Annotated in this window: 23 protein-coding genes and 2 pseudogenes; 15 read left to right on the top strand and 10 right to left on the bottom strand. The window is 71.5% G+C overall.

Annotated features, from left to right (window positions below; translation table 11 throughout):
- Positions 1–230 precede the first annotated feature (230 nt).
- Positions 231–1,043 (top strand): annotated as a pseudogene (gene whiG / locus AC068B_RS19485) (RNA polymerase sigma factor WhiG); the annotation flags it as partial.
- Positions 1,044–1,245: 202 nt separating this feature from the next.
- Positions 1,246–1,905 (top strand): TetR/AcrR family transcriptional regulator, encoded by a 660-nt coding sequence (locus tag AC068B_RS19480; protein ID WP_478672828.1) that lies wholly within the window; start codon positions 1,246–1,248, stop codon positions 1,903–1,905.
- On the opposite strand, the gene AC068B_RS19475 is transcribed toward AC068B_RS19480, so the two are convergent.
- Positions 1,871–3,373, bottom strand: a complete 1,503-nt coding sequence (locus tag AC068B_RS19475; protein ID WP_478672827.1) for an LVIVD repeat-containing protein — start codon at positions 3,371–3,373, stop codon at positions 1,871–1,873. The genes AC068B_RS19480 and AC068B_RS19475 overlap by 35 nt on opposite strands.
- 216 nt (positions 3,374–3,589) lie before the next feature.
- Here AC068B_RS19475 and AC068B_RS19470 point away from each other — a divergent pair, with 216 nt between their 5' ends.
- Entirely contained in the window at positions 3,590–4,213 is a 624-nt protein-coding gene (locus AC068B_RS19470) for a DUF305 domain-containing protein (protein ID WP_478673275.1), read from the top strand.
- 56 nt (positions 4,214–4,269) lie between these two features.
- On the opposite strand, the gene AC068B_RS19465 is transcribed toward AC068B_RS19470, so the two are convergent.
- Entirely contained in the window at positions 4,270–4,704 is a 435-nt protein-coding gene (locus AC068B_RS19465; RefSeq protein WP_478673274.1) for a DUF6214 family protein, read from the bottom strand.
- A 229-nt stretch (positions 4,705–4,933) separates the two neighbouring features.
- Here AC068B_RS19465 and AC068B_RS19460 point away from each other — a divergent pair, with 229 nt between their 5' ends.
- Complete coding sequence (locus AC068B_RS19460; RefSeq protein ID WP_478672826.1) at positions 4,934–6,301, top strand: FAD-dependent oxidoreductase; 1,368 nt, start codon at positions 4,934–4,936, stop codon at positions 6,299–6,301.
- Positions 6,302–6,373: 72 nt separating this feature from the next.
- Here the strand turns inward: AC068B_RS19460 and AC068B_RS19455 are convergent, their stop codons facing one another.
- Entirely contained in the window at positions 6,374–9,481 is a 3,108-nt protein-coding gene (locus AC068B_RS19455) for a helix-turn-helix transcriptional regulator (protein ID WP_478672824.1), read from the bottom strand.
- A gap of 359 nt (positions 9,482–9,840) precedes the next feature.
- On the opposite strand from AC068B_RS19455, the gene AC068B_RS19450 reads away from it, so the two are divergent.
- The 3 genes from AC068B_RS19450 (at position 9,841) to AC068B_RS19440 (ending at position 12,138) form a co-directional block, all read left to right on the top strand.
- Positions 9,841–10,587: an FG-GAP repeat domain-containing protein gene (locus AC068B_RS19450; protein ID WP_478672823.1), complete on the top strand. Its 747-nt coding sequence runs from the start codon at positions 9,841–9,843 to the stop codon at positions 10,585–10,587.
- Positions 10,588–10,867: 280 nt separating this feature from the next.
- The gene (locus AC068B_RS19445) at positions 10,868–11,473 is read left to right on the top strand and encodes a helix-turn-helix transcriptional regulator (protein ID WP_478673273.1); all 606 of its coding nucleotides are present in this window, start codon (positions 10,868–10,870) and stop codon (positions 11,471–11,473) included.
- Between the two features lie 74 nt (positions 11,474–11,547).
- Positions 11,548–12,138, top strand: coding sequence for a Pvc16 family protein (locus AC068B_RS19440; protein ID WP_478672822.1), 591 nt, complete (start codon positions 11,548–11,550; stop codon positions 12,136–12,138).
- Here AC068B_RS19440 and AC068B_RS19435 read toward each other — a convergent pair.
- On the bottom strand, positions 12,128–13,516 hold the full coding sequence (locus tag AC068B_RS19435) for a COG1470 family protein (RefSeq protein ID WP_478672821.1): 1,389 nt from the start codon (positions 13,514–13,516) through the stop codon (positions 12,128–12,130). The two genes, AC068B_RS19440 and AC068B_RS19435, sit on opposite strands and share 11 nt — an antisense overlap.
- Before the next feature lie 129 nt (positions 13,517–13,645).
- On the opposite strand from AC068B_RS19435, the gene AC068B_RS19430 reads away from it, so the two are divergent.
- Positions 13,646–14,212: a hypothetical protein gene (locus AC068B_RS19430; RefSeq protein ID WP_478672820.1), complete on the top strand. Its 567-nt coding sequence runs from the start codon at positions 13,646–13,648 to the stop codon at positions 14,210–14,212.
- Positions 14,213–14,216: 4 nt separating this feature from the next.
- Here the strand turns inward: AC068B_RS19430 and AC068B_RS19425 are convergent, their stop codons facing one another.
- Positions 14,217–14,585, bottom strand: coding sequence for an ArsR/SmtB family transcription factor (locus AC068B_RS19425; RefSeq protein WP_478672818.1), 369 nt, complete (start codon positions 14,583–14,585; stop codon positions 14,217–14,219).
- Positions 14,586–14,717: 132 nt separating this feature from the next.
- Here AC068B_RS19425 and AC068B_RS19420 point away from each other — a divergent pair, with 132 nt between their 5' ends.
- From AC068B_RS19420 to AC068B_RS19405, 4 genes are all read left to right on the top strand, one after another.
- The gene (locus AC068B_RS19420) at positions 14,718–15,797 is read left to right on the top strand and encodes an NADH:flavin oxidoreductase/NADH oxidase (protein ID WP_478672817.1); all 1,080 of its coding nucleotides are present in this window, start codon (positions 14,718–14,720) and stop codon (positions 15,795–15,797) included.
- 95 nt (positions 15,798–15,892) lie between these two features.
- Positions 15,893–16,195: a DUF3040 domain-containing protein gene (locus AC068B_RS19415; protein ID WP_478672816.1), complete on the top strand. Its 303-nt coding sequence runs from the start codon at positions 15,893–15,895 to the stop codon at positions 16,193–16,195.
- An 84-nt stretch (positions 16,196–16,279) separates the two neighbouring features.
- Positions 16,280–18,022 (top strand): CotH kinase family protein, encoded by a 1,743-nt coding sequence (locus tag AC068B_RS19410; protein ID WP_478672814.1) that lies wholly within the window; start codon positions 16,280–16,282, stop codon positions 18,020–18,022.
- A complete protein-coding gene (locus tag AC068B_RS19405) occupies positions 18,019–19,002 on the top strand; it encodes a hypothetical protein (RefSeq protein ID WP_478672813.1) in 984 nt (327 codons plus the stop codon). Before AC068B_RS19410 ends, AC068B_RS19405 begins: the two co-directional genes overlap by 4 nt.
- 14 nt (positions 19,003–19,016) lie before the next feature.
- Here AC068B_RS19405 and AC068B_RS19400 read toward each other — a convergent pair whose 3' ends face one another.
- Positions 19,017–19,400, bottom strand: coding sequence for a VOC family protein (locus tag AC068B_RS19400; protein ID WP_478672812.1), 384 nt, complete (start codon positions 19,398–19,400; stop codon positions 19,017–19,019).
- A gap of 133 nt (positions 19,401–19,533) precedes the next feature.
- On the opposite strand from AC068B_RS19400, the pseudogene AC068B_RS19395 reads away from it, so the two are divergent.
- The 3 genes and pseudogenes from AC068B_RS19395 to AC068B_RS19385 all read left to right on the top strand — a co-directional run bounded on the left by AC068B_RS19395 (position 19,534) and on the right by AC068B_RS19385 (position 21,241).
- A pseudogene (locus AC068B_RS19395) lies at positions 19,534–20,434 on the top strand (DUF4132 domain-containing protein).
- Positions 20,435–20,478: 44 nt separating this feature from the next.
- Positions 20,479–20,787, top strand: coding sequence for a hypothetical protein (locus AC068B_RS19390; RefSeq protein ID WP_478672811.1), 309 nt, complete (start codon positions 20,479–20,481; stop codon positions 20,785–20,787).
- Positions 20,788–20,926: 139 nt separating this feature from the next.
- Positions 20,927–21,241, top strand: a complete 315-nt coding sequence (locus AC068B_RS19385) for a hypothetical protein (RefSeq protein WP_478672810.1) — start codon at positions 20,927–20,929, stop codon at positions 21,239–21,241.
- A 16-nt stretch (positions 21,242–21,257) separates the two neighbouring features.
- Here the strand turns inward: AC068B_RS19385 and AC068B_RS19380 are convergent, their stop codons facing one another.
- The 4 genes from AC068B_RS19380 to AC068B_RS19365 all read right to left on the bottom strand — a co-directional run bounded on the left by AC068B_RS19380 (position 21,258) and on the right by AC068B_RS19365 (position 26,192).
- Complete coding sequence (locus AC068B_RS19380; protein WP_478672809.1) at positions 21,258–22,454, bottom strand: hypothetical protein; 1,197 nt, start codon at positions 22,452–22,454, stop codon at positions 21,258–21,260.
- Positions 22,455–22,489: 35 nt separating this feature from the next.
- On the bottom strand, positions 22,490–23,305 hold the full coding sequence (locus AC068B_RS19375) for a transporter substrate-binding domain-containing protein (protein ID WP_478672807.1): 816 nt from the start codon (positions 23,303–23,305) through the stop codon (positions 22,490–22,492).
- A 74-nt stretch (positions 23,306–23,379) separates the two neighbouring features.
- Positions 23,380–24,987: a M81 family metallopeptidase gene (locus AC068B_RS19370; protein ID WP_478672806.1), complete on the bottom strand. Its 1,608-nt coding sequence runs from the start codon at positions 24,985–24,987 to the stop codon at positions 23,380–23,382.
- Positions 24,984–26,192 carry an ROK family protein gene (locus AC068B_RS19365; protein ID WP_478672805.1) on the bottom strand — a complete coding sequence of 403 codons (1,209 nt, stop codon included), beginning with the start codon at positions 26,190–26,192 and terminating at the stop codon, positions 24,984–24,986. The genes AC068B_RS19370 and AC068B_RS19365 overlap by 4 nt, the downstream gene beginning before the upstream one ends.
- Positions 26,193–26,374 lie beyond the last annotated feature (182 nt).

Here is a 26,374-nt window from a genome sequence, read left to right as displayed (position 1 = left end):
CCGTGGGCGCTGACGACGTGGTGAAGCAGCTCGACCGCGTGGTCGATGTGCAGCTTCCGGCCCCCAGCAACTCTGAGGGCTTGCGGGAGCTGCGGCAGTGGATGGCCCAGGACGTCTCCGCGGTCCAGGAAGCGCCCTCGGTCCAGGAAGCACCCTCGACCCAGGAGCGGCGGCAGCAGTGGGCGAGTGCGTCCCGTGGCGACGGGCCGCCCGCACGAGGGGTCGGCGTCGGCGTCGCGGCCCCTCCCTCGGGCGCCCATAGCACCCGGCAGCCCTCCGTACCCGCGTCGCTGGACGAGTTGTGGCGGTCGTACAAGGACACGGGCGACGGGCGGCTGCGGGAGCAGCTGATCCTGCACTACTCGCCGCTGGTGAAGTACGTCGCGGGCCGGGTGAGCGTGGGGCTGCCGCCCAATGTCGAGCAGGCCGACTTCGTGGCGTCGGGGGTGTTCGGGCTGATCGACGCGATCGAGAAGTTCGACATCGAGCGGTCCATCAAGTTCGAGACCTTCGCGCTTACCCGCATCCGCGGGGCGATGATCGACGAACTGCGGGCGCTCGACCGGATCCCGCGCTCGGTGCGGCAGAAGGCCCGCAACGTCGAGCGGGCCTACGCCACGCTGGAGGCGCAGCTACGACGCACTCCCTCGGAGAGCGAGGTCGCGGTCGAGGCGGGGATCACGCTGGAGGAACTGCACCTGGTCTTCAGCCAGTTGTCGCTCGTCAACATGGACGCGCTCGAAGAGCTGCTGCAGGTGGAGGGCGTCGGCAGTGGCCGACTCGGTCTGCGGGACACGCTGGAGGACCCCGCGGCCGACGACCCCGTGGAGGTCGCCGAGGACCGGGAGCTGCACAGGCTGCTCGCGCGGGCCATCAACACGCTGCCGGAGCGTGAGAAGACCGTCGTCACGCTCTACTACTACGAGGGTCTGACGCTCGCCGAGATCGGCAACGTACTCGGTGTGACCGAGAGCCGGGTGAGTCAGATCCACACCAAGTCCGTGCTGCAGCTGCGCGCGAAGCTGGCGGGCTCGGGGCACTGATCGGGACAGGAGCAGGGGGTTTTACGCCGAGCGGCCGAACGGTGTCCGCGCGTCCTGGCGGGGACCGTATCGGCCGAGGGGGTCTCCGCGTCTGTGGATCGGCACATGGGACCGGGGCAGGCAACACTCCCCCGCGGTGCTGCCTGCCCCGAGCCCGCACTGAGTATATTGGCTCGGAGCCAGTCAACGCAGGAGTTACAGAATGTCCCCGCGTAGCCCATCGGTCAATGAAGAATTGCGCAGACGTTCCCGGGAGCGGCTGCTGCAGGCGACGGTGGACCTGGTCGGCGAACACGGGTACGAGGCCACGACGCTCGGCCACATCGCGGACCGGGCCGGTGCCGCCCGCGGCCTCGTGTCGTACTACTTCCCGGGCAAGCGCCAGCTGCTGCAGTCCGCGGTGCACCGGCTCATGCACCGCACGCTCGACGAGGGGCTGGAGCGAGAGCCGCACACCGAGGACGGGCACGAGCGGCTGGCACGGGCCATCGACGCGATCCTGGGCCTGGCCCTCGACGAACCGCTGCTGATGCGCACGCACATGGCGGGCATCCTGCAGGCGGAGGGGTTCGTGCAATGTCCGGAGCAGCAGCGTCTCGCGGAGCTGCTGCGCGACACCGTCGTGCGGTACGGGTCGCAGGACCCCGACCGGGACTACCCGCTGCTGCGGGCGCTCCTGATGGGCGCGGTCTTCGCGCTGCTCATCCCCGGGGCACCGATGCCGCTTGAGACGCTGCGCGCCGAACTGTTCCAGCGGTACGACCTCGACTGGAAGCTCGGCGTCCCGCCGGGCGGCGCACCGCCCGACGGGACCCCCATGGAGTGGACTAGTCGAAGTAGTCGGGCTGGGTCTGGACGTTGAGCTCGTTCAGGCGGACCCGCTGGGCGGAGTCGGTCCGCTTGTCGTTGATCTTCAGGACGTCGAGGCCCATCTCGATGTCGTTCGAGTAGACCCGGCCGTTGTAGTAGTACGCCGACCACGCGCCCGCCGTGGTGATCTTGTCGGTGGTGTGCGGGCCGCGCTCGAAGTAGCCGATCTCCTTGGGCTTCTCGGAGTTGGTGAAGTCCCAGACGGAGACGCCGCCCTGGTACCAGGCCTGGACCATCAGGTCCTTGCCCCTGACCGGGATCAGCGACCCGTTGTGGGCCACGCAGTTCTCGGTGTCGGCCTGGTGGCGCGGAATCTTGAAGTAGCTCTTGAAGACCAGCTTGCGCTTGTCGCCCTGTCCCTTGATGTCATAGATGCCGTTGGCGCCGCGGTCGGGCCCGGTGGCCGCGTTGCAGGTGGCGCCGGAGCCGCCGCCGAGCTCGTCGGTGAAGACGACCTTGTTCGCCTTCTGGTTGAAGGTCGCCGAGTGCCAGAACGCGAAGTTGGTGTTGTCCTGGACCTGGTCGATGACCTTCGGGTTCTCCGGGTCCTTGATGGAGAACAGGATGCCGTCGCCCATGCAGGCGCCCGCCGCGAGGTCCTCGGAGGGCAGCACGGTGATGTCGTGGCAGCCGGTGGTCTTGGAGACGCCCGGGTTGGTGGGCCCGCCGGGGTTGCCGCCGCCGTCAGGACCCTCACCGGGGAAGAGCACGGGGAAGTTCACGACCGCGGCCTCCTGCGGGGCCTTGCGCGGCACCTTGATGACCGAGATCCCGTCGTGCGGAGGCTTGCAGTCCGGGAACGTCGCATTCGGGGAGTACGAGGAGACGTACACATAGACGTTCCTGCGCTCCGGCACCAGCGTGTGCGTGTGCGAGCCGCAGGCCGTCTCGACCGCGGAGACGTACTTGGGGTTCGACTTGTCGCTGATGTCGAAGATCTTCATGCCCTCCCAGGAGGACTTCTCCGTGGCGGGCTGCGTGGTGCTGTTGCAGGAGTTGTCGCTGCGCGAGGAGTCCGTGGAGAGGAAGAGCAGGTTGCCGGAGACGGAGACGTCGTTCTGCGATCCCGGGCACAGCACCTGCGAAATCGTCTTCGGGGCCTTGGGGTTGCTGATGTCGTAGATACGGAAGCCGTCGTAGTTTCCGGCGAAGGCGTACTTGCCCTGGAACGCGATGTCCGTGTTGAGGCCCGGCAGCGCGTCCTTGGGGATGTTGGCCAAGTGCTCGATGTTGTCCGAGTGGACGACCTCGTCGGGCCCGGGGATCTCCCCGCGCTCGATGGCCTTCTCGGTCCGGGCTTCGTCGCTCTTGGAGACGCTCTTCGGGGCGGCGGGGGTGTCGCCGGGGTCGGGGACGGCTCCCGCGGGCGCGGCGGTCAGAAGCGCGGCCAGCAGTCCGGCTGCCACCGCTCCGACTCCCAGGTGTCTGCGCCGAGTTCGGGAATTGTTCAACAGGGTCACTGTGTCCTCCCTTGTCGCCGTTCGCAGTCGAACGGTTCACGGACACCCGCAGTATCGTGCTCATCATGCACAGATCAACAGAGGGGGAAGCGGACCCGTAACGAGAGTTTTCGATCGCGGGTGGTCATCCGCGTGCTAGTACGGACCCCAACTCGTCGCCGTGTGCCGCAGGAGGTTTCTGTGCTCAACCGTCGTACGTCCACCGTCACCGCGTTCATGGCGACAGCCGTTCTCGTGCTCGGGGGGTGTGACTCCGACGGGGGCGGCGGGGGCGGGTCCGACGCCGGGCGCAAGGCGTCGGAGGGGCCCTCGGTGATCGCGCCGGGCAAGCCGGGCGAGACGGCGGCGACGATGTCAGCGAAGGACGCCGCGGAGAAGCGAACCGAGGACGACTCCCCCAACACCGCCGACTTCACGTACACACAGATGATGATCGTGCACCACGGCCAGGCCCTGAAGATGACCGAACTCGCTCCGGAGCGGGCGGAGTCGAGCCGCGTCAAACGGCTCGCGTCGCGCATCACCGCCGCACAGAAGCCCGAGATCGGCGCGATGAAGGGCTGGCTGAAGAAGTACGGCGGCCCGCGCGAGCACGCGGGGCACGACCACGCGACCATGCCGGGCATGGCGACCGAGGCGCAGCTGAAGCAGTTGCGCGCCGCGAAGGGCACGGCGTTCGACGAGCTCTTCCTGAAGCTGATGATCACTCACCACAGCGGTGCCGTCACGATGGCCACGGATGTGCTCTCCGAGGGCAACAACATCCAGGTCGAGGAGATGGCGAACGACGTGGTGGCGCAGCAGTCGACCGAGATCAGCAGGATGCGGGAGATGGACTGAGGCCGCCGACGCCATGGGCGAGGTTCGTTCCCTACCTGCGAGGCGGTGCTCGTTCCCTACCTGCGATGGTGACGCGGCGCCAAGAGGCCCGCGTCGCGCGCTCCCGCGATGAGTCTGAGCGACTTGCGGCGGCTGTGCCCGGTCGCGCACATCACGGCGAGCACCGGGTCGTGCCCCTCGTGCTGCGCCGTGCGGTACGCCTCGGCCACGATCCGGCGCCCGGCGCTGCCGCGCGGCCAGGCGGGGCGGGCGCGGCGGGTCGGCTCCGCCGCCACGGGCCCGTCGTCTTCCAACGGTCGCTCGATCCAGTCGACCAGCGCCGCGAAGTCGTCCGGGGAGAGCGGTGGCTGGGCGTGCAGGTCCTCGATGGCGACCCGGCCGTGCGACACCACGGCGGTCACGTCGACGTCGGCCCCGTCACTGAAGGACAGCCTGACGCGGAACGAGGGCCCCGGCGGCTCCGGCCAGGTCGGCTGATCCAGCCGGGCCAGCCGGGCCGACCCGTCCGGCCCGTCCGGTGCAGCGACATCCGGTCGATAGTGATCAGAAACATCAGCAAATGATCTGTTCCGCACATGCGCACGCTATCCGCGTCGTCGCGTCCCCCTGGGGACGGCACGCACGACGACTCGCACAGACGGACGCACACCCCTGACATCACACGGCCCCTGGTGCGATCCTGAGACCGTCCCGGGCTCGTCTCGCGGAAGGAGTACCACCGTGCTGCAGGTCGCCGTCGTCGGTTCGGGCCCCAGCGGTGTGTACGCCGCGCAATCCCTCGTCCAGCAGGACCTGGTGCCGGATGTGCGGGTCGACGTGCTCGACCGGCTCCCCTGCCCGTACGGCCTGGTGCGCTACGGGGTCGCGCCGGACCACGAGAAGATCAAGTCCCTCCAGAACAGCCTGCGCACGGTCCTCGAACACGAGCGCGTGCGCTTCCTCGGCTCCGTCGAGATCGGCCCTGGCGCCCTGCCCCCGGACCGGCTCCTCGGCCTCTATCACGCGGTGGTCTACTGCGTCGGCGCGGCGGCCGACCGCAGGCTCGGGGTGCCGGGCGAGGACCTGCCGGGCAGCTTCTCTGCGACCGACTTCGTCTCCTGGTACAGCGCGCACCCGGACGCGCCGGCGGACACGTACGCGCAGGACGGGTTCGTACGGGACGTGGAGTCCGCCGTCGTCATCGGCGTCGGCAACGTCGCGGTGGACGTCGCCCGGATGCTGGTCCGCGGCGCCACCGAACTTCTCCCCACCGACATGCCGGACGCCGCGCTCGGCGTGCTCGCGGGCAGCCGGGTCCGCGAGGTGTCGATGGTGGGCAGACGCGGACCCTCGCAGGCGCGGTTCACCACCAAGGAGCTGCGGGAGCTCGGCGCACTGCCGGACACCGAAGTCCTGGTGGACCCGGCGGAATTGGCGCTGGACCCCGCGTTCACCGACCCGTCAGGGCTGCCCGCGGCGAACCGTCGCAACGTGGAGGTGCTGCGCGGCTGGGCCGAGCGCCCCGAGCGGGGCCTGGCCCGGCGGATCAGGCTGCGCTTCTTCCTGCGGCCGGTCTCCCTGGCGGCAGGGGCGACGGGACACGTGGCCGGGACCCGGTTCGAGCGGACGCTGCCGGACGGCTCGGGCGGCGTGACGGGTTCCGGGCAGTACGAGGACGTCCCGGCGCAACTGGTGCTGCGCTCGGTCGGCTACCGCGGGGTGCCCATCGAAGGGCTGCCGTTCGACGCGCGGCGGGGCACGGTGCCCCATGCGGCGGGGCGGGTGCTGCGCGACGGTGCGCCCTCGCCCGGGGAGTACGTGGCGGGCTGGATCAAGCGCGGCCCGACCGGTGTCATCGGCACGAACCGCCCTTGCTCCAAGGAGACGGTGCTCTCCCTGCTTGACGACGCCCCCGCTCTCGTACGGCGGCCTGTCCCGGAGGATCCCCTGACGGGGCTGCGGGCGGCGGGGCTGCGGCCGATCGAGTGGCCGGGCTGGCTGGCGATCGAACGCGCGGAGGCGGAGCTCGGCCACTCGCTCGGGCGCCGCATCGTGAAGATCCCGGACTGGGAGGGGCTGCGGGCGGCGGCGTGGGGAGTGCCGGGCTAGCGCCTGCCGTCTGCCCTTCTTGCCCGACCCGGACGGTCTGTGGGACGTGGTCTCGTACGTCCCGACGCCCCGTCACTCGTCGAGAAGCCCCAGCCGGTGTGCGACGGCCGCGGCCTCGCCCCGGCCCGAAGCGCCCAGCTTCGGCAGGATGTTGGAGACGTGGACGCTCGCCGTCTTCGGCGAGATGAACAGTTCCTGCGCGATCTGCCGGTTGCTCCGCCCCGCGGCCACCAGCCGCAGCACGTCCCGCTCCCGGGCGGTCAGCCCCAGCGCCGCCGCCGGGGACGGGGCGGACTCCTCCTCGTCCTGCCGCAGCGGGACCCGCGCACGACCGGCCAGCGCGGTGATCTCCGTGGCGAGGGGCGCCGCGCCCAGCTCGTGCGCCACCGCCCAGGCCCGGCGCAACAGCTCTCCGGCCGCGTCCCGGGAGCCCGTGCCGCCCTGGGCCAGCAGCGCCTCCGCGAGGCGGAAGCGGGCCGTGGCCGCAAGCATCGGGGGCTCCAGCTGCTCCGTGGCCGTAACGGCCGCCGTCCAGGATGCGGTGGCGTCCCGGCCCTCCGCGCCGAGCAGTTCCGCCTCGATCATCAGGGCGTACGCGGCCCACAGCGGCGCGAAGACGGGCTGGCCCTTCATCGCCTCGCGGATCCGCTCCACCGCCGCCCCGCGCCCCGATTGGGCCACCGCGAGCCCACGGGCCCTCGCCTCGGCCGCGGCCGCCTCGTACAGCAGCGGCCAGCCGTAGCGCTGGTGGCCGAAGGGGATGGCCTCGCCGATCGCCGTCTCCAGGAGGGAGCGGACGTCGAGGATCCGGCCGTCGGCGGAGGCGAGGGCGATCGCCACGCGGGCCATGGCCAGGGTGTGCTGCGGCTCCGGGTACGGGCCGATGATCCAGTGGTCGGACTCCTCCATCCGGCGCCGGGCCTCGTCGTACGCGCCACGGGACAGGGCCAGTTCAGCCCGCTGCCCGGCGGCCTGCCCCCGGGTGCGCACGCTCACCCCGCGGCGGCCGACGGCCCGGTCGAGCACGTCGTCGGCATCGGCCCAGCGGCCGAGCTGGATGAGGGACTCGGCGAGGTTGCCGTCGATGAAGGAGGCGATGTCGGGCACCCCGTGCCGCTCGGCGAGGTCGCTGCCCTGCTCGGCGGTTTCGACGGCCTCGGCGTAGCGGCCGATGCCGTGCAGGGCCGTGGACAGATTGCCGTAGCCACGCACCACGACAGCGACGTTGGCGCGCACCAGCTCGCCGGTGAACGCGTCGCGGGCCAATTCGAGCCCGGCCTCGACGTCGCCCGTGTGCATGGTGAGCCAGGCCAGGGTCTGCTGCGCGGTGATGCCGATGATGTCGGCACCCGTCGTCCGGCAGAGCTCCACCGCCCGCTCCGCGATCCCGATGGCCTCGCGTCCCGGCCGGTGCACGACATTCCAGTTCGCCACGTGCGTCAGCACATAGGCGTGCACGGGGGACGGCGGCAGGCCCTCCATCAGCGCCTGGGCCCGGGAGATCTCCTCCCAGCCGTCGGAGCGGGCGAGGTCGCGCAGCAGTTGGTAGCGCTCGGTCAGGAACCAGGCCGCCCGGACGGGGTCGTTCGCGGCCGGGCGCGGTCCGGAGGCAGGAGCCGGATCGCCGTCCAGCTCGCGCAGCGCCCGCTTGCAGAGGGCGAGCGCCCGCTCCCGTTCGCCCGCGAGGCGCGCGGCGACGGTGATCTCGGCGAGCAGGTCCACGAAGCCGCCCGGCGGGCCCTCTGACATGGCCGGGGACAGGCCGTCCTCGAAGCCGCGCCTGATCGCCTCGCGGCGCAGCTCGTCGGGGACGTCGTCCCACAGTTCCAACGCCCGTTCCAGCAGGTGGTGCTGCTCGGCGAACGCGTGCCGACCGCGGGCGGCGGCCGCCGCGGCGATCACGGCGGGCAGGGCGCGCGCGGGGTCGCGGGCGTCGAACCAGTAACCGGCGAGGCGTCCGGCCCGGTCCTCGGACCGTACGAGAAGCGGGTCGGCCGCCAGGGCCTCGGCATAGCGGCGGCTGAGCCGCGAGCGCTCGCCGGGCAGCAGGTCGCCGACCACGGCCTCCCGCATGAGTGCGTGCCGGAAGCGGAAGGACTCCCCCTCGCCGGAGGGCTGCAGGACGGAGGCCCCGACAGCGGTACGCAGCGTCTCGATCAGCTCGTCCTCGGCGAGGCCCGTGACGGCGGCCAGGAGGCGGAACTCCACCTCCGACCCGCCCTCGGCGGCGATCCGCACCACGCGCTGCACCTCGTCCGGCAGCGCCTCGACCCGGACAAGGAGAAGGTCCAGCAGGGAGTCGCTGATGCCGCCCGGGGAGCCTTCGAGGAGGCTGCGGGCCAGTTCCTCGACGAAGAACGCGTTGCCCTCGGAGCGTTCGAAGACCCGGTCCAGGACCTCGTCGGGCGGGGTCTCGCCGCGGAGGGTAGTGAGCTGGCTGCGGACCTCGGCGCGGTCGAAGCGGGGCAGTTCGAGGCGGGTGACGGTGCGCAGCCGCTCGTACTCGGCGAGGGCGGGGCGCAGCGGGTGGCGGCGGTGCAGGTCGTCGGCGCGGTAGGTGGCGACGATGAGCAGTCGGCTGGCGGTGAGGGCGCGCAGCAGATAGCTGAGCAGCTCGCGGGTGGAGCGGTCGGCCCAGTGCAGGTCCTCCAGGGCCAGGATGACCGTGCGGTCCTTCGCGAGCCGTTCGAGGAGGCGGACGGTGAGCTCGAAGAGCCGGGCGCGGCCGTCGGTCTCGGGGCGCTCCCGGTCCATCTCGCCGAGCTCGGGCAGCAGCCGGGCGAGCTCGCCCTCCTGACCGGCGACGGCGGCGTCGACCTCGGTGCCGAGTCGGCGGCGCAGTGCGCGCAGGGCGGTGGATACGGGGTGGTACGGCAGGGCGTCGGCGCCTGTTTCGACGCAGCCGCCGAGGGCGACGACGGCCCCGTCCGCGGCGGCCCTGCCGAGGAATTCCTCCAGGAGCCGGGTCTTGCCGACGCCTGCCTCGCCGCCGACGACGAGGGCGCGGGGCTCCCCGGCGTCGGCCCGGGACAGGGCCTCGCCGAGGGCGGCCAGTTCGGCGTCGCGCCCGACGAAGACGGGGTTCATGTGACTGCTGTGCACGGGGCCGAGCATCGCACGGTGTTCGAGGTGGTGGACAGCGGTGGTGGACGCGGTGTCGGTGGGTGGGCCATCGGGCATCCCCGTGATCCGCCCGAAGGGGCAGGCTTTTGGGTGCCCCCTGTGCCTCTCCCGCACCCGTTCCGCCGTCCCCCGGCTGCCCCCCGCGATCCGGCGCGTCCCAGTCGCGCATTCCAGGCACCTTGCGTTTGTGCAGGTCAAAGACCTTTTTGGCGTTCCAGTGTCCCCATCTGCCCGGCATTCGTGGCGGTCGGGACGGGTGGCCCCGCAGTGTTGAACCGTGCTCGCCGGACGTTCCTCTCGGATACCGGTCGTACCCCGGATCGAGACCGCGTCGCGACCGCCACTTCGTGCGGCGCGGCAGAGAACACCGGCTTCTCGAGCACGGTTTCGCAGCAACGACATATGGGAGTTCGTACATGCTTCGCAAGCGTTCACGTCTGATCGCCGCCCCGGTCGCGGCGGTCGCCCTGACCCTGACCGTCGCCGGCTACCAGGCCAGTGCGGCCGGGACGTCGGCCTCGGACGACGCGGGACGGTCCGCCAAGTCCGCCCGTGCGGCGGCCCCGTGCCTGTCCGGCACCACGACCCTGATCGGCGACCTCGACGGCGACGGCCGCCCGGACAAGATCGCGAACCCCGGGCTCACCGGCACGAAGATGACGGTCGCATGGGGGGCCGCCGACGGCTCGTTCGGCACGAAGCAGAACGTCAGCAAGCTGGTCGGCACCAAGCAGGGCGAGGTCACGACCGCCGCGGTCGCCGACTTCCAGAAGGACGGCAAGCTGGACCTGGTCGTCAACATCGTCGAGCCGTCCGGCGTCGACGACCCCGCGACGGCACGCGTCGCCGACTACCGTCCCGGACCGCTCAAGCGCACGAACCTGAGCTCGACGGGCACCCGCCACCTGGACATCGGCGACGCCCGCGAGGCCAAGGAGCTGCGGATCGCCAACTACGGCGACGACGCGTACCCGGACCTCGCGATCCTGAGCAACGCTGGTGACGGGGTGCTGGAGCGCAACGTACGCCTGTCGAAGGCGAACAGCGGCCCGGGCAAGTACAACCAGGACGACGAGCAGAAGTACGGCGCCTGGGGCACCCCGGCCGAGCCGCCGACCATGCCCGGCGACGGCTGGAAGCACTTCTACAAGTCGTGCTCCTGATCCGTTCCGGTCCTTACCTGATCCGTTCCAGGTCCTTACCTGATCCGTTCCTGAGCATTTCCCGGTCTCTTTCGACCCGCTCCTGACCGCCGCATCGGGCGCCGCCGGTTCTCCGGACCGGCGGCGCCCCCGGTCCGTCCGGGGTGCCTCCCGTCGCTGAAATGAGGAAGATCGCTTGTCCAGCACGTCCCCGGCGCTCGTGGCCCCCGCGCCCGTCACGCCCACCACGCCCAGCACCCCGACCGGCCCCGCCGCTCTCTCCGCACCGAAGACGAACCGCGTGCGGGTCTCCGTCACCGCCCCCGACCCGATCACCCGCGAGGGAGTCCTCAGCCAGCTGCGCCGCCATCCCGAGGTCGAGGTGTGCGGCGAGCCGGGCCCCGGCGGGGTCTCCCTGCTCATAGAGGACACCCTCGACGAGGCCGCGCTCACCCGGCTGCGGCGCGCCGTGCGCAGCGAGGGCGCGTATGCCGTGCTCGTCACGGGCTCGGTCCGCGAGCACGAGCTCCTCGACGTCATCGAGTGCGGTGTCGGAGCCGTCGTCTGGCGCCGCGAGGCCACCGCGCACCGCCTGGTGCAGGCGGTCCTGACCACCGCCAAGGGCGGCGGCGACCTGCCCGCCGACCTGCTCGGCCAGCTCATCGGCCAGGTGCGGCGCCTCCATCAGGGCGGCCCCGACCAGCCGGGGTTCTTCCTGAGCTTCACCAAGCGCGAGGTGGACGTGGTGCGGCTGGTGGCCGAGGGGTTCGACACCTCGGAGATCGCCACGAAGCTCGCGTACTCCGAACGCACCGTCAAGAACGTGATGCACGGCCTCACCACGCGCCTGCACCTGCGCAACCGCGCGCACGTCGTGGCGTACGCCCTGCGCGAGGGCTTCATCTGACCGGGCCGGGCTCCGGACGTATCCGATCGGGCGACAGGGCAGCGGGTTGGCGAGCGGCGGGGTGGGAGTGCGAAGTGATCCATGAGGTGGACGAGGTCCTCAAGGGCCTGATCGGCGGCGGGGCGCTGACCGGGGCCGGTATCGACGTCTCCTTCGACGTGCCCTCGCGCGACTGGGCGGCCCGGCGCAACGCGCCCGTGGTCAACGCCTACTTGTACGACATCCGGGAGGACGTGTCCCTGCGGCAGCGCGGCCACACCGGGGTGCGCGACGACCGCGGCATCGTCGTCCGGCGCCGCCGTCCCCCGCGCTGGTTCCGGCTCTCCTATCTCGTGACGGCCTGGACGAAGACTCCGCAGGACGAGCACCGGCTGCTGTCCGCCGTCCTGGCGACGCTGCTGCCGCACGAGCTGCTGTCCGCCCAGGAACTCCCCGGCCCGCTCGGGCGGCTCGGCCTCTCGGTGCTGGTGACGGTGGCCGTCGACCCGTCGGAGGCCCGCTCCCTCGCCGATCTCTGGTCGGCGCTGGACAACGAGCTCAAGCCGTCCCTGGACGTCACGGTGACCGTGCCGTTCCCGGCGTACCCCGACTACGACGCGGGGCCGCCGGTCACCGAGGGCGTGACGGTCCGGGTGCGTGCCGTCGACCGGCCCGTCAGACCGTGAGCCGGACCGCCTCCAGGGAGAGGTTCAGCTCCATCGGGCTTCCGTGGTACTTGAACTGGCCGGGGTCGGTGCACACCTCGCCCATCCAGTCCTTCTCCGTCACGAAGGCGTCGCTGCACACGGAGCCGTCGAAGACCTTGTAGGTGAAGCCCTCCAGGGCGGGGTCGGCGCTCTCGGTGCTGCCGAAGAACATGTCCTTGCCGTCCTCCGCGTCCGACCAGGGGATGCCCTTCCGCCAGCCCTCTCCGACGAAGGCGCCGGTGCCGGTGACCCCCTGCGTGCCGGTCACCGCGATGTTCAGGGACTTGATGGGGGTGCCCTGGCCTGCCGCGCCCGCTTCCGCGCCGTCGCACACGGGTTCCTGCCAGCTGTCCCCGACGAAGGCGCGGTAGCAGATGTGGCGGCCCTCGCTGCTCTGGGCGAGTTCGTTGACCGCGTCGGCCGCCGTCTTCTCCTCGGGTTCGTCCTCCCCGCCGCCTCCGCCGTCCGCCGGCTCCTCGGCACCGCCCTTGTCGGACTCCGCGGGAGGGTCTTCCTTCTTCTCCTCGTCGGGTGCGGGCGGGGCGGTCTTCTTCGGCGGGGGCGGGCTGTCCGGTGCGATCGCGCCGGACTCCTGCGGCTTCTCCCGCGCCACGCTCTGCATCTGCGGGCGGTTGGTCAGCCAGATCGTCACGAACGCGATCGTCAGCGCGAGGACCAGGCCGAGCGTGCCCACCAGCCAGCCCGGCAGGACGCTGCGCTGCACGAAGGTTCCGTCGACGGCCAGCGGCTCGGTGCCGGAACGGCGGACGCTCAGCGAGTAGGGCTGCTCCTGCTTCGACCCGAACCAGGTGATCTGCTTGGGCCGCAGCGTCGCCTTCACGAACGCCGCCCGGCCCGGCTCGATCTGTACGTTGCCCGGCTCGATGTCGTACGACAGCCGGTCGCCGTTGTCGTTGCCGCCGAGCGACGCGGTGACGGTGGTGTTGCCGAGGTTGTCCACCGCCAGCTGCGGGCGGCCCCGGAACCATCCCTTCACCGTCGGCGGCACCAGTTCGGCGCGGACCTCGGTGAAGGGGTTGACCGTGACGTTCCCCTCGGGGACGACGATGCCGCCCGCGTGTTCCGCCGGGGTGATCCGTACCGCGTACGGATGCGCGCCGACGGTGGCGTCCGGCGTGCGCGGCGGCGCGAACGTCAGCTCGACGGTGCCGGTCGTGCCCGGATAGAGGCGGAGCACGGGTGGCTCCACCGTGGTCCAGGGGGCGAGGTCACCGACCGGTTCGAAGCGGTACGCGTCGACGATGTCGCCGGTGTTGCGCACCCGCAGCTGCACCGTGGTGGTGCTGCCGGGCTCGACGGTCACGGAGGCAGGTTCGAGGGAGGTCCAAAGGCTCACCCCATGACGCTAGGTGGGCGGTCTGCCGCCGTCAGGAGCCGACCGGGCAGACCCCGTTGCCTCTACGGGCGCTCGCGATGTCCTCCGGTCCGCCTGCCGTCCCGGCGCCGGGGCGGGCACACTGGCGTCATGGACCAGGGGTTGGCGGCGGTGATCGCCGGGGGTGCGGGGCTCGTCGGAGCGGTTCTGGGGGCCTGGCTCGGTGGGCGGGCGGCGACGGAGGGCACGCGGCTGGGGGCGACCATCGCGGCCGCGGAGTCGCATGCGCTGTGGGTGCGTCAGGAGCGTACGACGACCTATGGCCAGGTGTGCACCGCCTATTCGGCCATCGGCGTGAGCCTCTATCCCGTCTATGCGGCCGTCTGCCGGGGCGAACTGCCCACCCCTGAGCAGGAGGAAGCGGCCCTGCGCGCGGTGGGCGAACTCGCGGGGAGCTGTTCGGGAACCGTGTCGTTCCTGGGGACACCGGTCATCGCGGCGGCGGCGCAGGACGTGGTCGACCGGTGCGACCGGTTCGAGATGGAGCTGCGGCCCTATCTGGCGGCGCTGCGGGCGGGCACGCTGCCGGTCGACGAGCAGTCCTTCGGGGACCGGCTCCATCCGGCCATCGACGCCCTGCGCGATGCCAGGAACACATTGGTGGACGAGTTCCGCGGGGTGCTCGCGCCCGACGCACCCGGCGCCACCGGCAGCTAGTGCGCTAGCCGCCGAGGCGGCTCTCCTCGCGGGCGGCCGCGGCCAGGACGCTGTCCAGCAGGCCGGGGAAGAGCGTGTCCAGGTCGTCGCGGCGCAGCACGTTCAGCTTGGTCGTGCCGCGGTAGATCTGCCGGATGACGCCGCTCTCGCGCAGCACCCGGAAGTGGTGCGTGCACGTCGACTTCGTGACGGGCAGCGCGAAGTAGGAACAGGAGAGTCCGGCCGCGCCCTCCTCCCGGGCCAACTCCCGCGCCACCCGCATCCGCATCGGGTCGGCGAGGGCGTGCAGCACGCCTTCGAGGCGGATGTCCTCGGGCTCGGGGTGGGCGAGCGTCCTGCTGCTCGCGCTGCCGGTCTCGGCGGCGGTCGTCATGGCGGCTCCACTTCATCCTGTGCCCGGCTTTCCTTGCCCTTCATTGTACGAGAGGCGTCGTAGTTTGACATCCGCCGTACTACGAGGACTATCGTACGAGCAGCACATCACCCATGAGGAACGGAGCCCGCCGTGAGCGCGCTGTTCGAGCCGTACACCCTGCGATCCCTGACCATCCCGAACCGGGTCTGGATGCCTCCGATGTGCCAGTACTCGGCGGCCCCCGAGGGCGCCGAGGCCGGGGCGCCGCGGGACTGGCACTTCGCGCACTACGCGGCGCGTGCCACCGGCGGCACGGGCCTGATCATCGTCGAGGCCACCGCGGTCAGCGCCGAGGGCCGCATCAGCCCGTACGACCTGGGCATCTGGAACGACACCCAGGCGGCCGCGTTCCGCCGCACCACGGACTTCCTGAAGAGCCAGGGCACCGTCCCTGCGATCCAGCTCGCCCACGCGGGCCGCAAGGCGTCCACCGACCGCCCCTGGAAGGGCGGCGCCCCGGTGGGCCCGGACCAGTACGGATGGCAGGCCGTCGCGCCCAGCGCGGTCCCCTTCGACGAGCGCCACCCCGTGCCGACGGAGCTCACCGTCGAGCGGATCCACGAGATCGTGACGCAGTTCGCCGACGCCGCCCGGCGCTCGCTGGACGCGGGTTTCGAGATCGCCGAGATCCACGGCGCCCACGGCTATCTGATCGGCGAGTTCCTCTCCCCGCACAGCAACAAGCGCACCGACGCGTACGGCGGCTCGTACGAGAACCGCACGCGCTTCGCCCTCGAAGTCGTCGACGCCGTACGGGCGGTGTGGCCCGAGGACAAGCCGCTGTTCTTCCGCATCTCCGCCACCGACTGGCTGGAGGAGGCGGGCTGGACCGCGGACGACACGGTCCGCTTCGCCACCGACCTCAAGGAGCACGGCGTCGACCTGCTCGACGTCTCCACGGGCGGCAACGCGGCGGGCGTCAGGATCCCCGTCGAGCCCGGCTACCAAGTCCCGTTCGCCGCGCGGGTGAAGGCCGAGACGGAGCTGCCGGTCGCCGCGGTCGGCCTGATCACCGACATCGAGCAGGCCGAGAAGATCGTCGCCAACGGCGAGGCGGATGCCGTCCTGCTGGGCCGTGAGCTGCTGCGCGACCCCTCGTGGGCGCGGCGCGCGGGGCGTGAGCTCGGCGCGGAGGTGCACGTGCCTGACCAGTACCACCGCTCCGTCTGAGAACGCGTCGCCCCAAGTTCTCGCGCATTCTCGTCATGATGGGCCATGGTGGGCACCAGGGCCCGGCCGCGGACGACTGCGTAAGAGGGGCGACGATGTCGACAGATCGACTTCCGGAGCACGAGCAGCGCATCCTCGACGAGATGGAACTGGTCCTGCGCCAGGACCGGCAGCTCACGGCCCGCCTGTGGATCCTGCGGCTCGGGCCGCGCCTGCGCACCGCCCTCGCGAACAGGCCGCACCCGCTCACCGTGGCCTTCTTCGCCGCGGTGTCCTGCACGCTCCTGTTCATCGGCATCCGCACGTCGAGCCCCGGCATCGTCTGGGCCTTCGCCCTCGTGTGGTCGCTCACCCTGGCCGGGTTCGTGCGGGTGCTGTGCCGGTGGACCGAGCCATGACCGCCAGGCCGATTCTCGGTCTGGCGGTCATGTGGTGCCGGGCGTAGAGAGAGAGGTTCACCCAGGGCCCCCAGGGAGGCCGACGTGGACAGAACCATCGGCAAGGCAACGTTCCGGGACGCTTTCAAGAACCAGGCCATCGCGGTATCCGCGCTGCCACCGGGCACGGCACGGCGGCTCGCCGAGCGGGCCAACGCGACAGCGGGCCCGGCCGACGCGGCGCTGCGGACCAAAGCCGAGTTCAGCACGCTGTACGACCTGCTGCTCGCCGAGCAGTCGGACATCTCGGGAGATGGCAGCCTCGTCCTTCGCGACGCGGACGGGCAGTCGACCGCGATCGGCCGGATCATGGACCAGTACCTCGACTCGGCGGAGAACAAAACGGAGTTCTTCGCTCAGGACATGTATCAGGTCAAGGTCACCGGCTGGCCGCCCGGCGTCCTGACGGCCGACGACGTAATGGAGGCGCCACCCGGCGCCCGGCTGTCCCTGGCGAAGCACGGCGCCCCGGACGACCCGCTGCTCGCGACCCCGTCGTTCTCGATGGTCAACAGCGGCAACCTGACGGCGCACGCGCCCAAGCGCTCCTGGAAGATCGACTTCGAGGTCGGCGCGAGCGAGGACCGGCTCTTCGGCATGGAGCGGATCAACCTCAAGGCGATGTACAACGACCCGTCGCAGATGCGCGAGGCCGTCGCCTGGCGGCTGCTGGAACGCGCGGGCATCCCGGCGGCGCAGCACACGTACGCCACCTTCTCGATCAACGACCGCTACATGGGCCTCTTCTCGGTCATCGAGCAGGTCGACAAGAAGTTCCTGAAGGACCACTTCGGCAAGAACTCCGAGGGCAACCTCTACAAGGCGTACTGCGGCGACGTCGGCTGCGCGACGCTGGAGCACCGCTCCGGCTCCGACGGCGTCGACAGCGGGCGGCAGTACTTCACGGCGGGCAGCCGCGAGGACGACCGCACCTACCGCCTGAAGACGAACGAGGACGATCCGCAGGCCGCCACCTACGACGACCTCGCCGCCCTCGTCCGCATCATCAACGCGGCGCACCTTCCGGGTGACGAGCGGAAGTTCACGTCCGACGCGTTCCGCGAGTCGGTCGAGCAGATCCTGAACGTACCGGCCTTCCTGCGCTGGGCGGGCGCCAACGTACTCCTGGGCAGCTGGGACAACTACTTCGCGACGCCGTCGAACTACTACCTGTACAACTCCGGCAGGCTCGGCGACGCCTCGGGCTTCATGTCCCGCCCGTACTTCACCTTCATCCCCTGGGACTACGACAACAGTTCGGGCATCGACTTCTTCTCGACGCCATGGCAGTACACGGACCTGCTCGACTGGCCCGCGATGAGCCGCAACTACTGCCGGATCACGCACGCGCCGCACGAAGTCTCACGCCTGCCGCTCTTCACCAACCTGCTGCGGCACCACGACTTCTGCCAGTACTACCTCGACCACCTCGAGTACCTCCTGGACACGGAGTTCGAACCCGAGCGGGTCGCCGCGCTGCTCGGCGCGGAAGGCTCAGGACGGGCCGACGGACTGTGGCAGCTCGTCTCGTCCGCCGCGTACGCCGAGTCCACCACCCCGCACGGACAGCCCTTCACCGGGCGGCAGTTCACCAACGACGAGGTGTACCGCGCGGCGTACCGCCAGTGGGAGCTGAGCCGGGGCTCGCAGTTCACGCACGGCATCTTCCACTACACGCGCATGCGCTACGACCACGCACGTCAGCAGCTTGCCGAGCTGCGCAAGACCTATCCCAACGGCGCCAGTGGGGCGACGTTCCCGGGTGCGACGGAGGTACTGCCCTCATGACCGCGACGAAGAAGTCCACCAAGGCCAAGGCCGGTGCCCAGCAGAAGTCCGGGGGCAAAGCGGCGAGCGAGCTCCGGCTGGTCAAGGAAGCGAAGATCCAGGACCTGATCGGGGACGGCGCGGGCACCCGTCTGGAGGCGAGCGGCGTCCTCTACCGCGACGGCGCCTTCCTGATCGTCTGCGACAACCTGTCCTCCCTCATCCGGGTCAGCAGCGAGCTGTCGCCCAAGGCCCCGGAGAACGGTGTCCTCACCCGCAACAAGGGCGCACGGAAGGACGCGAAGAAGGACACGAAGAAGGGCGGTTCGGCGGCGGCCGAAGGGTTCGAGGACCTCGCCCACGACGAGGCGCGCGACCACTACTACACGCTGAGCGAGGCCGAGCCGGTCAAGCCCAAGGGCTTCCGTGCCCGCGTCCAGGAGTACGACGCGAAGCTGCGCCCGATCGGGTCCGCGCACCTCGACTTCGAGCTGGCGGACGCCAACAAGGGCATGGAGGGCCTGGAGTGGGTCGACCGCTCGGGCACCGGCCACCTGCTCGCCCTGTGCGAGGGAAACCTGTGCGCGGGCGGCAAGAAGGGCCGCACGCCGGGCGGCGGGCGCATCCAGGTCTTCCGGCGTGAAGGAAAGCGCTGGACCAACACGGCCACGATCCGGCTGCCCAAGTCGCTGCCGTTCGAGGACTACAGCAGCGTGTCCGTGCGCGACGGCCGGATCGCCGTCCTGTCGCAGTCGTCGTCCGCCCTGTGGGTGGGCCGCATCGACACCAAGAAGTGGCAGGTCGACGAGGGCAAGGTGCACCGTCTCCCCACCGACAGCAAGGGCCGTACGGTCTACGGCAACCCCGAGGGCGTGTCCTGGGTCTCCAGCGACCACGTGGTGATCGTGTCCGACCGGGCGAAGAAGGGCCCCGACAGTGCACGGTTCCGTGACAAGGACCAGTCGATCCACCTGTTCCTGATCCCGGGCAACAACAGCTGATCCGCGCCCCCGGGTTACTCGGGTATCGCCGCCAGGGTGAAGGAGTGCCCTGCCGGATCGGAGTAAGTACGAGTGTCCCGGGGGCCGTTGTTGTTCTTGGTGTCGACGGGACGCGCGCCGAGACCGACCACCTCGCGTTCCGCCTCGTCCATGTCGTTCCTGGCCACCATGATCCGCAGGTGCGCCTGCTGCGAGTCCTCCGGGCGGGGCCAGCTCGGCGGGATGTAGTCCCGCTCCCGGTGCACGGCCAGGCAGACCCCGCTGTCGTTCGTGACCTCGACGTAGTCCGGGTCCTTGCTCAACCTGACATCGGCGCCCAGCAGTCCGGCGTAGAACTCGGCGAGCCGCTCGGGCTCGGAGCAGTCCAGTACGAGCACGGTGTTCTTGTGGACGGTCATGCCGACCGGGTCCCCCGTGCCGCCGCGATCAAACGGCCGCGTCCCCCTCACCTCGCCTCCGGCGGCGGGATTGTCAGACCCCTCACCTACTGTGATCGACATGGCAAGCAGGAGGCCTGGGAGGGGTCCTGTCATGGGCTGGGTCGAGGCGGCGGGCGGGTATGCGGTCACCCTGGACGGCACTCGGGTGCTGTGCAGGAGCGCCGCGGGGCGCACGCTGAAACAGGTCCCCGCGAAGCTGCGCGACGACGCCGAAGTGGTGCGGCTGCGGCAGCTCGCCGAATGGCTGGAGCGGCACGAGCGGGAGTGCCGGGAGCAGGTGGACACCTGGCTGGTGCGCTCCCTGCCCGTGCCCGCCCGGCTCCTCACCGAGGTGTGGCCCGACGCGGCCTGGCAGGGGGCGCTGCGCGACCTGGTGGTGGCGCCGGTGGGGGGCCGACGGGGGCGCCGATGTGGAGCGCGCCGGGTTCCTGCGGGACGCCGATCCCGAGCGGGGCCTCGGCATCGTGGACCTGGACGGCGACTCGGTGCGGCTCGACGCCGAGCAGGTGCTGATACCGCATCCGGTGCTCCTCGACGACCTGGCGGACCTGCGGGAGTTCGCCGCCGAGTTGGGCGTCGAGCAGGGCCTGGACCAGCTGTTCCGCGAGGTCTGGCCGCGCCCTGAGACGGTCGAAGGGGCGGCGCTGGAATGGGGGGCCTTCGCCGACGCCAAGTTCGAGGAGCTGCGGCACGCGACGGCGAGAGTGGCGGCGTACGGCTACCGCGTGCGCGGGGGATACGCGGTGTGCGCGCTGACGGAGGACGGCCGCGCCCTCGAAGCGGCGTACTGGCTCGGTGACGACTATCCCGAGAACGAGACCCGCACGGGCGGGCTGGAGTGGCGGGCCGTCGGCGGGCGGCGGGTGCCGCTCGGCGAGGTGGGGCCGGTGGCCTGGTCGGAGGGGGTCCGGATGGCTGCCCTGGTGCACGCGGCGCGCGTGGTGAGCAATGAGTTCGACGAGTCCGACGAGGACGGGGCGAGGGAACGGTGAGCGGGGTCGCGAGCAGGGCTGTGAGTACGGCTGTGAGCACAGTTGTGAGCAGGGATCAGAGGCTGCTGGAGGCGGGGGCGGTGCTGCCGGGGGCCGGTGGCGAGGCCGGGGACACGCTGACCGCTCGGGCGTACGCGCACCCGGTGCTCGAGGGGCGCACGGTGGTGCGGCTGGTGCCCGAGGCGATCGGTCCCGCCGAGGATCTCGCCCTGGAGTACCTGGGGTTCGGCGCGGCCACGGCCGCCACGGTCGGGCGGGTGCAGCGCCAGTCGCTCGGGTTCCCCGCCTGGGCGCGTCTCCCCCGACCGGCCCGGTGGCGTCCTCGCCCTGGCGGCCGCCTGGACCGGCCATGACGGCCGGACCTTCCGCGCCGACCTGGGGCTGCGTCGTCTGCACACCGCCCAGCTGCCGCCCGAAGGAGAGCCGTCAGCACCGCCGACCGTCGAGCCCCCGACCCCGTATCCGTCCCCGACCCCGCCCCCATCGCTCCCCATGGAGCTCGGACTCCTCCGCCGCGCCGTGGACCGCGCGGTGGCCGGTGGCCGCCCCGTCGCCGCGGCGGACACCGGCGGAGAACTCCCCCGGCGCCTAAGGACGGTGGGCCTCACCACGGGAGCCCTGTGCGCCCGGCGCCTCACGGACACGGCCGCCGACCGCACCCACGACGCGCTCGGCCGACTGCGCCCCGCCGACCCCGACGCGTACGCGGAGGCGTGGCTGGCCGCGTCCCTCTACACCGGCGCGGCCACCGCCTCGCTGCTCACCGCCGCATGGACGCCACGGATCCCGGAGGTCTCCCCCACCTAGAGGCCAGAAACCGACCTCATAGCGCGCCGACATCCCGCCCGGCATCGCGCGACACGCGGCCCGTAAGGTCCGCGACCCACACGTCCCTGAGGCGCGCATGGGGGCTGGCACCGCCACGACCGCCGACCTCCCCGTGGTCGCCCCCGTCCAGCAACACCCGCATCAGCGCCACCGTGTCCGCGCGGTCCGTGCCCGTGGGAGCGGGCAGGTCGGCCAGGTGGACTCCGCAGACGGCGTCCACCCCCGCCCCGGGGCGATGGTGTGCCGCGGCCAGTGCCGCCAGCACGAAGCGCTCGATGTCGAGGGCTTTGTCCCACCGCGTCAGGAGGTGCGGCACCGCAGCGCCCACCGCATCTCGGACGGCGCGTTCCGCCTCGGTCTCCGCGGTGGTGTGGCCCAGCGCCGCGTGGCGGTCGGCCAGGGCCACGTCGTCCGCCGCGCCCGCGGTCGAGTGCCGGAGCAGGTCGAGGAGGACCGCCGACCTTGCGCCCGCCGGTACCGCGGGTTCCGTGGCGACCGCCACCAGGAAGGGCACCGCCTCCGCCGTCCCGGGCACGCACGTTCCCTGGTGTGCCACCGCGTCGTCCAGGTCGGCGAGGAAATCGCCGCCGGACTCGTACGGGTCCCCGAAGGCGAAGTCCTCGTCCAGCAGCCAGGCCACCGCCTCCGGGGCACCCTCCGCCGCGCTCCCGTACATGCGCCCCGCCACCTCGACCACCGCCGCGACGAGAGGCGCCGGGTCGCCGGGCTCGGGCAAGATCCACGCCGGTGCCTGAGGCCCAGCCACCTCCTCCGCCCCGGGAAGCTCAGGTTCCGGCACGGCGACCACCGCCCCGGAGCTCTCATGGAGCAGCCCCGACCTGTCGAACGTCCCCTCCATGGTCGACTCGTGGCCCTCGGCACAACCCTCGCTGAATCCGCCGTGCGACCGTGCGACGGCAGCGACCCACCGCGCTTGACCACTCAGGTACGGCCTGAAGACCGGTATCCGGTCCGCGAACGCGCCGCCGTCGGCCTCACCCCCGCCCCCGGTGACGTACACCGCAAGCGAGAACACCTGCCACCAGCCCCGGAGCTCCTCGCCCCGGACGGACTTGCCGTACCAGTCGCCGAGTTCGAAGGGCAGGGGACCGTGTTCGCGCACGGCGGTCAGCCGGTGCCCGTGCCGGGCGAGCGCGGCCGCCGCCTCCCCGGCCGCGCCTTCCGTCGGCACCGTCAAGGTGTACTGAACGCCCCAGCCCTGCCGGCTCACTTCATCCACTCCGCCTCGTACTTCGCGTACGTCCCGTCGTGCTTCGCCAGGTGCACGAACTGGTCGACGTACTCCTTGAACTCGTCGTCGCCGCGCGGCGTCGCATACGCCTTCTCGGAGAAGGTGAAGGGCTTCTCCGGGTGGAGGGAGCAGAGTTCGGGGTGGATCTTCGACTGGTAGAGCGTCTCGCTCGCGTCCGTCATCATCACGTCCGCACGGCCCTCGATGATCTCCTGGAAGATCGTGGTGTTCTCCGGGTGCAGCTTGATCGTCGCCTTCTTGATGTGGGCGCGCGCGAACTGCTCGTTGGTGCCGCCGGGGTTGACGATCACAGTCGTGCCGGGCTTGTCGATGTCCGCGAGGGCGCCCGCCCCGAACTTGTCCTTGTCGGCGCAGCGCACGACTGGGGTCTTGCCGTCCTCGCGCGTCGGCTCGCTGAAGTAGACCTGCCGGGCGCGCGGCAGCGTGATCGAGACGCCTCCGACGCCGACGTCACAGCGCCCCGCCGCCACGTCCTTGGTCAGGTTCGCCCAGGTCGTCGCCACGAACTTCGGCTTGGCTTCGAGGCTCTTCGCCAGGTCCTGCGCCATCTTGATGTCGACGCCGCTGTACGTGCCGTCGGCGGGGTCGAGCTTCGTGAACGGGGCGTAGTCGCCGGTCGTGCAGACCTTCAGTACGCCCTTCTTCGGGACGGAGTCGAGGAGGGTCCCCTGGTGCCGGTCCGGCCGCCGGGCCGCGTCCGGCGAGGCGGGCGCGGCGGCGGTGACGGCCAGCAGACAGACCAGGGCGGACAGGGTGGCGGCACGCTTCACGGGGGCTCCTCTGCGCTACGGGCGGCTCGAAGGGATCACCTTCGCAGACCCGTTCCCGCAGCTGAACCCCCTTCTCACGGTGCGAACGGGGTGAGTTGGCCGAGCGGGGCGAGCCGCACCGGCGTCAGGTCAGGCGCCCCGCCGTCGTGCGCGTCGTACGCATCCTCGTCGAACGGATACAGCGGCCGCTCCACCCGGTGGTGGCCGAGCCGCAGCAGGTCCTGGTCCACGCCGCCCGGTGTGAGGGCGAGGAGCCAGTCGGCGGCCATGTCGTGGAGCTCGGGCTCCAGGTAGCCGATCTTCACGATCACGAGGTCGTACGTGCGGGGGTCGATGCCGAGGCCGCCCTCCGCCGGGCCCATGAAGTCGGCGAGCGTGTGGAACGGCTTGCGGCGCTCGACGAGGATCACCGTGAGACCGCCGTGGCGCACGGCCGCCATGTCGACACCGCGGTCGTACGCGCCGCCCTCCGCCCGGTCCTTCTGGTCGGCGGCGCGCTGCAGGGCGACGACGGTGCCGGTGAGGTCATAGGGACCGCCGTGGTTCGCGTCGACCTTGCCGCCGACGCTCAGCGTGACCTCCGCGCCCACGCCCGCCTCGAAGCACCGGGCGACGGCCACCGGGTCGGTGATGCCGGGGTGCACCGCGGTGACCCGGCCGGCGCGGACGTCGTCGTTGGCGAGCAGTTTCTCCAGCATGTACGCGAGGTCGCCCGCGCCGCCCGCCGTCGGGTTGTCGCCCGAGTCGCTGATCAGGAAGGGCCGTGCGGTCGAGGCCGCCGCCTTCTCGATGCACTCCTGCGCGGAGCCCGTCGGGCCGACGAAGACGAAGTCGCGGCGCGCGTCCCAGTAGCGGCGGGCGAGCTTCTCGGCCTCGGCGGCGGCTCGATCGGCGTCGTCGCCGGTGACGACGATGGCGGCCTTGCAGCGCGGCTCGTCGGCCCAGGCGTAGCCGACCCACATGGCCGCGTCGAGGATGCCGGGGAGCTGTTCGATCTCGGCGAGCGAGGCGTAGAGGGACTTGGCGGGCTCCAGGCGGGTGCTGGTCTTCTCGCCGGGCAGCAGCACGGGGACCTGGACCCAGGCGCGGTGCGGGCGGGTGCCGTCGAGGAGGCAGCGGACGAGGTTGCGGGCCGCGCGCTCACGGGTCTCCCAGGCGTCCTCGTGCGGGGCGAGGCGGTGGGCGGTGAGCAGGTCGATCGGCTCGGCGAAGCGGCGCGAGACGTTGCCGTGCAGGTCCATGGCGGTGGAGATCATCGGGCGGCCGGTGCCGTCCGGGGTGCCCACGGCGTCGACGGCGGCGCGCACCGCTTCGGTGAGGTCGGCCTCGGCGTCGGTGAGGCCGATGACGCTCATCGCGCCGTGGATGTCGTACACGAGGCCGTCGAGCGGGCCCGCCTCCCTGATGCGGGTGACGAGTTCGTTCTTGAGGATCAGGTACGACTCCGCCTCCACCGGTCCGCCGGGCAGCGAGGTCGCGTGCAGCAGGGGCACCCATTCGACGGTGGCGGCGAGGTCGGAGTCCGCCCTCGTCCACGTGTAGCGGTCGAGGAGGTCCTGGCCGCGGGTCTGGCGGAAGTCGTCGGTGGTGGAGCGGTGCGGGCAGAACGTGGACGACTCGATGCCGATGCCGCCGATGCCGATGCGCAGGCGGCGGGGGTTCGCGGAGGCGGAGGGGGTCATGCGGGTGCGCTCTCTTCCTGGGGTGCGGGGGCGGTCGGGGAGGTCGCGGGCGTCGGGGAGGTCGGCAGGTTCCTGCGCAGTGCGGTGAGGCCCGCGCCGAGGAGGCCCGCGTCGACGCCGGTGACGGTGGTGGTGATCTCCAGGTCGGCCGTGGCGAGCGGCAGGCAGCGTTCGTAGAGGACGCCGCGCACGGCTGCGACCAGCGGTTCCGCGGTGGCGAGTACGCCGCCGAGGGCCACGGCCTGCGGGTTGAAGAAGTTGACGACGACGGAGAGGACCGTGCCGATGTGCCGCCCCGCGGTACGGACGAGGGTGGTGGCCTGCGGGTCGCCGTCGGCGACGAGCCGCAGTAGATCGCTGGTGTCGGACACCTCGACGCCCTGCAGCGCGAGTTCGCGGATCAGGGCGGCGCCGCTGGCGACGGTCTCCAGGCAGCCGATGTTGCCGCAGCTGCAGGGGCGGTCGCCCGCCGCGTCGACGCGGACGTGGCTGATGTCGCCCGCGCTGCCGTTGGCGCCGTCGTGCGGGCGGCCCGCGGAGATGACGCCGCTGCCGATGCCGCGGCCTGCCTTGACGACGACGAGGTGCGCCAGCTCCGGCCGGGCCACGCGGTGTTCGCCGACGGCCATCATCGTCGCGTCGTTGTCGACGGTGACGGGGATGCCGAGCCGTTCCGCGAGCACGTCGCGCAGGGGGTAGCGGTGCCAGCCGGGCATGCGGGAGGGGCTGAGGACGCGGCCGGTGCCGGGCTGCACGGGGCCGGGGAAGGCGACTCCGAAGGCGCGCACCGTGCGCCCTTCCGCGCGCTGCCGGGCGACGAGCGCGTCGGCCTGCTCGCAGAGCCAGTCGACGGCGGACTCGGGACCCGCGGTGATGTCGTGCGGCAGGTCGACGGCGTCGGTGACGGTGCCGCCGAGGTCGACCGCGCCGAGCCGTGCGTGGTGGCTGCCGAGGTCCGCGGCGAGGGCGACGCCGCCCCGCGCGGCCACCCGCAGCAGCCTGGGCCTGCGCCCGCCGCGCGATGCTCCCTCGCCGGACTCGGTGAGCAGCCCGGCGTCGACCAGCTCCTGCACCCGCAGGGAGACCGTCGAGGGGGCGAGGCCCAGTTCGCGCACGAGATCGGCGCGCGACGTGGCCGCCCCCGACGAGACCAGGTGCACGATGTGCTGCCCCGAGCCCGGCTCGCCGAGTGGTGTTCCGGTCATGCGGCCGCCCCCAGGTGCTTGCCCGTTGCTTCGATGTGTTTGTTCGACAACAGGACGAACACTAAGACCAGTCGAACCAAGTTGGCCAGAGCTTCCCGCTTATTCACTTTTTGCCGAATGAAGCTATTGACTTGTTTTTCACCCTCGGCCTAGCGTTCGGGCGCCGCCCCGTCGTACTCCGG

The organism is Streptomyces sp. NPDC042371, assembly GCF_056437465.1.
The sequence above is the reverse complement of the archived record's forward strand: the minus strand, read 5'-3'. Positions and strand labels throughout refer to the sequence as shown.

Bases quoted from the DNA above. Each gene is read 5' to 3' on its own strand.
- AC068B_RS19480 (WP_478672828.1), top strand. From the start codon at position 1,246: ATGTCCCCGCGTAGCCCATCGGTCAATGAAGAATTGCGCAGACGTTCC.
- AC068B_RS19470 (WP_478673275.1), top strand. From the start codon at position 3,590: ATGGCGACAGCCGTTCTCGTGCTCGGGGGGTGTGACTCCGACGGGGGC.
- AC068B_RS19455 (WP_478672824.1), bottom strand. From the start codon at position 9,481: ATGCCCGATGGCCCACCCACCGACACCGCGTCCACCACCGCTGTCCAC.
- AC068B_RS19450 (WP_478672823.1), top strand. From the start codon at position 9,841: ATGCTTCGCAAGCGTTCACGTCTGATCGCCGCCCCGGTCGCGGCGGTC.
- AC068B_RS19430 (WP_478672820.1), top strand. From the start codon at position 13,646: ATGGACCAGGGGTTGGCGGCGGTGATCGCCGGGGGTGCGGGGCTCGTC.
- AC068B_RS19425 (WP_478672818.1), bottom strand. From the start codon at position 14,585: ATGACGACCGCCGCCGAGACCGGCAGCGCGAGCAGCAGGACGCTCGCC.
- AC068B_RS19415 (WP_478672816.1), top strand. From the start codon at position 15,893: ATGTCGACAGATCGACTTCCGGAGCACGAGCAGCGCATCCTCGACGAG.
- AC068B_RS19405 (WP_478672813.1), top strand. From the start codon at position 18,019: ATGACCGCGACGAAGAAGTCCACCAAGGCCAAGGCCGGTGCCCAGCAG.
- AC068B_RS19400 (WP_478672812.1), bottom strand. From the start codon at position 19,400: ATGACCGTCCACAAGAACACCGTGCTCGTACTGGACTGCTCCGAGCCC.
- AC068B_RS19385 (WP_478672810.1), top strand. From the start codon at position 20,927: ATGGAGCTCGGACTCCTCCGCCGCGCCGTGGACCGCGCGGTGGCCGGT.
- AC068B_RS19370 (WP_478672806.1), bottom strand. From the start codon at position 24,987: ATGACCCCCTCCGCCTCCGCGAACCCCCGCCGCCTGCGCATCGGCATC.
- AC068B_RS19365 (WP_478672805.1), bottom strand. From the start codon at position 26,192: ATGACCGGAACACCACTCGGCGAGCCGGGCTCGGGGCAGCACATCGTG.